Below are 5,778 nucleotides of genomic sequence, written 5' to 3'. Positions count from 1 at the left end.
GCGGGGGCGGGGGGGGGGGGGGGGGCGGGGGGGGGGGGGTGGGGGGGGGGGCGGCCGGGCGCCCGCGGCCCGCCGCAGCGGGCCGCCATCGGGATCACTCGATGATCCGGCTTGAGGCGGGCGACGCCTCCGCGCTGATCCTGCCCGAACGCGGCGCGGCCTTCGCGCGGCTCGACCATGCCGGGCGCGCGCTGCTCGCGCCGCTGCCGGAGGGGGCCGAGCCCGGCCGCGGCTTCTTCGCCGCCTTCCTCATGGCGCCCTGGACCAACCGCCTCGATGGCGGGCGCCTCGTCGTGGACGGCGTGGAGCACCGCCTGCCGGTCAACCGGCCGGAGGAGGACACCGCGATCCACGGCTTCCTGCGCGACATGCCTTGGACGGTCAGCGAGCAGCGCGGCGATTCGGTCGTGCTGGACTGCGCCTTCGACCGCCCGCCCTTCGCCGGCCGCGCGCGCATGGGGGTGCGGCTGCACCCCGACCACCTGGCGCTGGATTTCGCGCTGACCAACGGCGCCGCCGTGCCGACCCCGATGGGCTTCGGCTGGCATCCCTATTTCGCCCGCCGCCCGGGCACGCGCATCGGCTTCGCCGCGCGCACCGCCTTCGGCCGCGATGCGCGCAACCTGCCGATCGGGCCGCGGCCGAGCAGCGGCCTGATCGGCGACGTGGCGATGCTGGAAGGGCTCGACGGGCATTTCGCGGGTTGGGACGGCACGCTGCGGCTGGACGGGCCGGGCGGGGAAGGGCTGACGCTGCGCGCCACCGGCGCCTGGTCCTCCAACCTGCATGTGTTCGTGCCGCGCGGTGCCGATGCCGTCGCGATCGAGCCCGTGACGCACGCGCCCGATGCGCCGAACCGCCCGGCCGCCGCCGCGCATGGGGCGATGCATGTCCTGGGGCCTGGCGCCAGTCTGGAGGCGGCGCTCACCCTGGCCTGGCGCTGACAGCGGCGCCGCCGGCAACCTTGCGCCGAGCGCGACGTTTGCCTGCGGTGCGAGCGGAGGAACCATCGCCATGACGGACACGACAAAGTCATCGACCCGGCGTGCCGCGCGCGGCGCCCGCCCGGGCGCCAATGCCAAGCTGGTCGCCGGCAACGGCGCGCGGAAGGTCGGTCCGACCGCCCGCAAGCCGGACGGCGCCCAGGGAACGGGCGGGACCGTCGTTGCGGGCACCGAGGCCCGCGCCATCGGGAAGACGAACGAAAACGGCGGCCGCACCGGTCGCGGCTGAGCCGCCCGCCCCTCTCGCCCCCGCCCCTCTCGCCAGGGCCGCGCCGCCGGGCGAAACTGCACCCATGGAAACGGCGGTCGTGCTCGGCGGCGGGATCATGGGCCTCTCGGCGGCCTGGGCGCTGTCGCGCGCCGGCCGCGCGGTCCGCATCGTCGAACAGGATGAGGTGCCGAACCCGCGCGGCGCCTCGGTGGACGACCACCGCCTGATCCGCCACGCCTATGGCGCGCATGCCGGCTACATGCGGATGGTGGACCCGGCCTACGCCGCCTGGGACCTGCTCTTCGCGGAAGCCGGCGAGCGCCCCTATGTCCGGACCGGCGTGCTCGCCCTCTCGCAGCATGCCGGCGGCTGGCTGGCCGAAAGCCGCGAGGCGCTCGCCGCCGATGGCCGCGCGGCGGAGACGCTGGACGCCGGGGCCGTCGCCGCCGCCTATCCCTTCCTCCGCCCCGACGGCATCGCCGAGGCGTTCCGGCTGGAACCCGGCGGCGTGCTGCTGGCGCGGCGGATCGTGGCGATGCTCGCCCGTCTGCTCGCCGCCCGCGGCGTGGTGATCGAGCGCGCCCGCGCCACCGCCTTCGACCCCGACCGCGCGACGCTGACCCTCGCCGATGGCACCACCCGCGCCGGCGACCTGCTGGTGCTCGCCGCCGGCCCCTGGAACCCGCGCCTCGTGCCGGGCCTCGCCGCGCGGGTGCGCCCGACGCGGCAGGTGCTGGTGCGCCTCGCCCCGCCGCCCGATCTCGCCGCGGCCTGGGCGCGCGCGCCGATGCTGCTGGACCTGGCCGTGGATGGCGGCTTCTACGCCGTGCCGCCGGTGGCGGGCCCGCCGCTCAAGATCGGCGACCACCGCTTCGCCCCCCCCGCCGACCCCGACGGCCCGCGCGAGGTCACCCCGGCCGAAGCCGAGGAGATCCTCGGCCTCGCGCGCCACCGCATCCGCGACCTGGAGCGCTACCGCGTGCTCGGCGCCGCCGCCTGCTGGTACGACGTGGAGCCGGGTGAGCGCTTCATCCTGGAACGCGCCGGCGCGCGCGCCTTCGTCATGTCCGGCGTCTCCGGCCAGGGCGTCAAGTTCGGCCCCGTGCTCGGGCTTGCGCTGGCGCGCGCCGCGCGCGATCCCGCCCTGGCCGGGGCGCTCGCCGCCGGGGCGGCCGGCGAGGCGCCGCCGGGCGAGGGCCTGCTCGACGATATCCGGGAACACGCCGCATGACGCGATCCACCGCCGCCGACGACCTGATCCTCGGGCTCACCCGCGTGGTGGACCTGCCCGGGCTGACCGCCGCCGCCGGCGCGCCGCTCGGCGCCGACGACATCGCCGCCGTGATCGGGGAGGCCGACCGCTTCTGCACCGAGGTCCTGGCCCCCGGCTGGCAATCCGCCGACCGCGAAGCCGCGCACTACGCCAATGGCCGTGTCACCGTGCCCGCGCAGTACCACGCCACGATGAAGGCCTGGATCGAGAGCGGCTGGCAGGGCGTCGCCGCGCCGGAGGCGCATGGCGGCCAGGGCCTGCCGCATGCCATCTGGACCGCGGTGAACGAGCTCGCCTCCGCCGCCGACATGGCCTTCTTCCTCGGCCCGATCCTGACCGCCGGCGCGATCGACCTGCTGCAGCTCTTCGGCACCGAGGACCAGAAGGCGCGCTGGCTGCCGAAGCTCGTCACCGGCGAATGGCCCGGCACGATGAACCTGACCGAGCCGCAGGCGGGCTCCGACCTCGGCGCCATCCGCACCCGCGCCGAGCCGCTCGGCAACGGGCGCTACGCGATCCATGGCCAGAAGATCTACATCACCTGGGGCGAGCACGAGACCACCGACAACATCCTGCACCTGATCCTGGCGCGCCTGCCGGACGCGCCCGCGGGCTCGCGCGGCATCTCCCTGTTCGCCGCGCAGCGCATCCTGGATGACGGCACGCGCAACGCGCTGCGCTGCGGCGGGATCGAGAAGAAGATGGGCATCCACGCCTCGCCCACCTGCGTCATGCTGTTCGAGGGCGCGGAGGCCGAGATGGTCGGCGAGCCCGGCCGCGGCCTGAACGCGATGTTCGCCATGATGAACGCCGCGCGCCTCGCGGTCGGCGTGCAGGGCGTGGGCCAGGGCGCGCGCGCCCTGCAGCTCGCGGAAGCCTATGCCGAGCAGCGCATGCAGGGCGGGCGCCCGATCGCGCAGCACCCGGATGTCGCGCGGATGCTGACCGAGATGCGCGCCATCACGCTCGCCGGCCGGCTGCTGGCGCTGGAGGCAGCCGCCGCGCTGGATCGCCACCACCTGCTGCATGACGAGGCGGCGGCGACGCGCCTCGCGCTGCTCATCCCCATCGTGAAGTCCTGGTGCAGCGACCGCGGCGTGGACGTCGCCTCGCTCGGCATCCAGGTGCATGGCGGCATGGGCTTCGTGGAGGACACCGGCGCCGCGCAGGTGCTGCGCGACGCGCGCATCGCGCCGATCTACGAAGGCACCAACGGCATCCAGGCCATCGACCTGCTGGTGCGCAAGGTGGCCAAGGACGACGGCGCGGCGATGCGCGCGCTGCTCGCCGAGGTTGCGGCGACGCCCGGCCTCGCCGCCGCTGCGTCCCGCCTGCAGGACGCGACGGCGACGATGCTCGCGCTGCAGGCGCGCGACGCCGATGCGGCGCAATCCCTCGCCGTGCCGTATCTGGAGGCCTGCGGCTGGACGCTCGGCGGCTGGATGCTGGTCCGCGCCGCGGCCGCCGCGCCCGATCGCGCGCCGCTCGCCGCCGTCTACCTGGCGCGCCTGCTGCCGCGCGCCCCCGCGCGCTGCCTCGAGATCGAAGCTGCCCATGCGGGCATGGCTTCCGTCATGGCGCCGGCTGCGGCATGAGATGACCATCGTGCCCCTTGCGCCTTCCGGCGCCGGGGGCATCTGGCTGCGGGACCCATGAACACGCTCCTTGCCTCCCCTGCCGTCCAGCGCGCGCGCGCCAAGATCGCCATCATCGGTGCAGGCCCCGGCGGGCTCGCCGCGGCCATGCTGCTCGCGGCCTCCGGCGCCAAGGTCACCGTGTTCGAACGCGACGGCGTGGTCGGCGGGCGCACGCGCACCCTGACAACGCCGGAAGGCTACAGCTTCGATCTGGGCCCGACCTTCTTCCTCTATCCGCGCATCCTGAAGGAGATCTTCGTCCGTTGCGGCGCGGAGCTGGAGAAGGAAGTGGATCTGCGCCGGCTCGATCCGCAGTATCGCCTGATCTTCGAGCACGGCACCGGCGCCACCCAGCTCGACGCCTCCTCCGACATGGACCGGATGGAGGCGGAGCTCGCGAAATTCGCGCCCGGCGACGCCAAGGGCCTGCGCCCCTTCATGGCGGAGAACCGCGCCAAGCTCGAGGTCTTCCGCCCCGTGCTCGAACGCGCCTTCGAGGCGCCGCTCGACATGGTGAAGTGGGACATGATCCGCGCGCTGCCGCTGCTGCGCCCATGGAGCACCGTGGACCGCGACCTGGCGCGCCACTTCAAGGACCCGCGCGTCCGCCTGGCCTTCTCCTTCCAGACGAAATACCTGGGGATGAGCCCGTTCCGCTGCCCGTCCCTGTTCACCATCCTCTCCCACCTCGAATACGAGCACGGGATCTTCCATCCCATCGGCGGCTGCGGCGCCGTCTCCCACGCCATGGCGCGCGTGGCGGAACGGCTCGGCGCGGAAATCCGCCTGGACACGCCGGTGGATCGAATCGCCTTCGACGGCAAGCGCGCCCGCGGCGTGGAAAGCGGCAGCGAGCGCCACGACGCCGACGCCGTCGTCGTCAACGCCGACTTCGCGCACGCCATCCCGAAGCTGATCCCGAAGGAGCTCCGCACCACCTGGCCGGACGAGAAGATCGAGAAGGCGAACTACTCCTGCTCGACCTTCATGCTCTATCTCGGCCTCGACCGCCCCTGCCCCGAGCTCGCGCACCACACCGTGCTGCTGAGCGAGGGCTACCAGGAGAACATCGCGCAGATCGAGCGCGGCGACATTCCCGAAGTGCCCTCCATGTACGTGCAGCACGCCGGCGCCACCGATCCCACCATGGCGCCCGCGGGCCACACCGCGCTGTACGTCCTCGTGCCGGTGCCGAACCTGCTCAAGCAGCCCGACTGGCCGGCACAGGCCGCACGCTACCGCGAGATCGCGCTGGACCGCCTGCGGGCGCTCGGCCTGCCCGATCTCCGCCCGCATATCCGCTACGAGAAGATCGTCGCCCCGCAGGACTGGCGCGACGACTACGCGGTGGGCTTCGGCGCGACCTTCAACCTCTCCCACGAGCTGCGGCAGATGCTCTACTTCCGCCCGGCCAACCGCTTCCGCGACGTGGACGGCGTGTATCTGGTCGGCGGCGGCACCCACCCGGGCAGCGGCCTGCCGGTGATCTACGAAGGCGCGCGCATCACCACCGGCCTGCTGGCCAAGGACCTGGGCCTGAGCAACGCCCCCTCCCGCCCGACCGCCGCCGGCGACTTCACCGCGGCCACGCCCGCCGCCGCCTACGGGCCGGAGCGATAGACATGGGGCTGTTCGGCGGGGGCGCTGCCCCCG

The 5,778-nt window shown here is 74.2% G+C and carries 5 protein-coding genes; all 5 read left to right on the top strand.

Going from position 1 to position 5,778, the window contains the following annotated elements; genetic code table 11:
* Positions 1 to 101 precede the first annotated feature (101 nt).
* The 5 genes from AC1MIR_RS09455 to crtI all read left to right on the top strand — a co-directional run bounded on the left by AC1MIR_RS09455 (position 102) and on the right by crtI (position 5,745).
* Positions 102 to 944 (top strand): aldose epimerase family protein, encoded by an 843-nt coding sequence (locus AC1MIR_RS09455; RefSeq protein WP_480027917.1) that lies wholly within the window; start codon positions 102 to 104, stop codon positions 942 to 944.
* A gap of 70 nt (positions 945 to 1,014) precedes the next feature.
* Positions 1,015 to 1,233 (top strand): hypothetical protein, encoded by a 219-nt coding sequence (locus AC1MIR_RS09450; protein ID WP_480027916.1) that lies wholly within the window; start codon positions 1,015 to 1,017, stop codon positions 1,231 to 1,233.
* A gap of 64 nt (positions 1,234 to 1,297) precedes the next feature.
* A complete protein-coding gene (locus AC1MIR_RS09445) occupies positions 1,298 to 2,446 on the top strand; it encodes an FAD-dependent oxidoreductase (protein ID WP_480027915.1) in 1,149 nt (382 codons plus the stop codon).
* Positions 2,443 to 4,083, top strand: a complete 1,641-nt coding sequence (locus AC1MIR_RS09440) for an acyl-CoA dehydrogenase family protein (RefSeq protein WP_480027914.1) — start codon at positions 2,443 to 2,445, stop codon at positions 4,081 to 4,083. Before AC1MIR_RS09445 ends, AC1MIR_RS09440 begins: the two co-directional genes overlap by 4 nt.
* A gap of 57 nt (positions 4,084 to 4,140) precedes the next feature.
* Positions 4,141 to 5,745, top strand: coding sequence for a phytoene desaturase family protein (gene crtI / locus AC1MIR_RS09435; RefSeq protein ID WP_480027913.1), 1,605 nt, complete (start codon positions 4,141 to 4,143; stop codon positions 5,743 to 5,745).
* The last annotated feature ends 33 nt before the right edge of the window (positions 5,746 to 5,778 follow it).

The organism is Falsiroseomonas sp. RANM36, from assembly GCF_056682175.1.
Note: the sequence above shows the minus strand (reverse complement) of the source record. Positions and strands in the feature narration are given on the sequence as shown.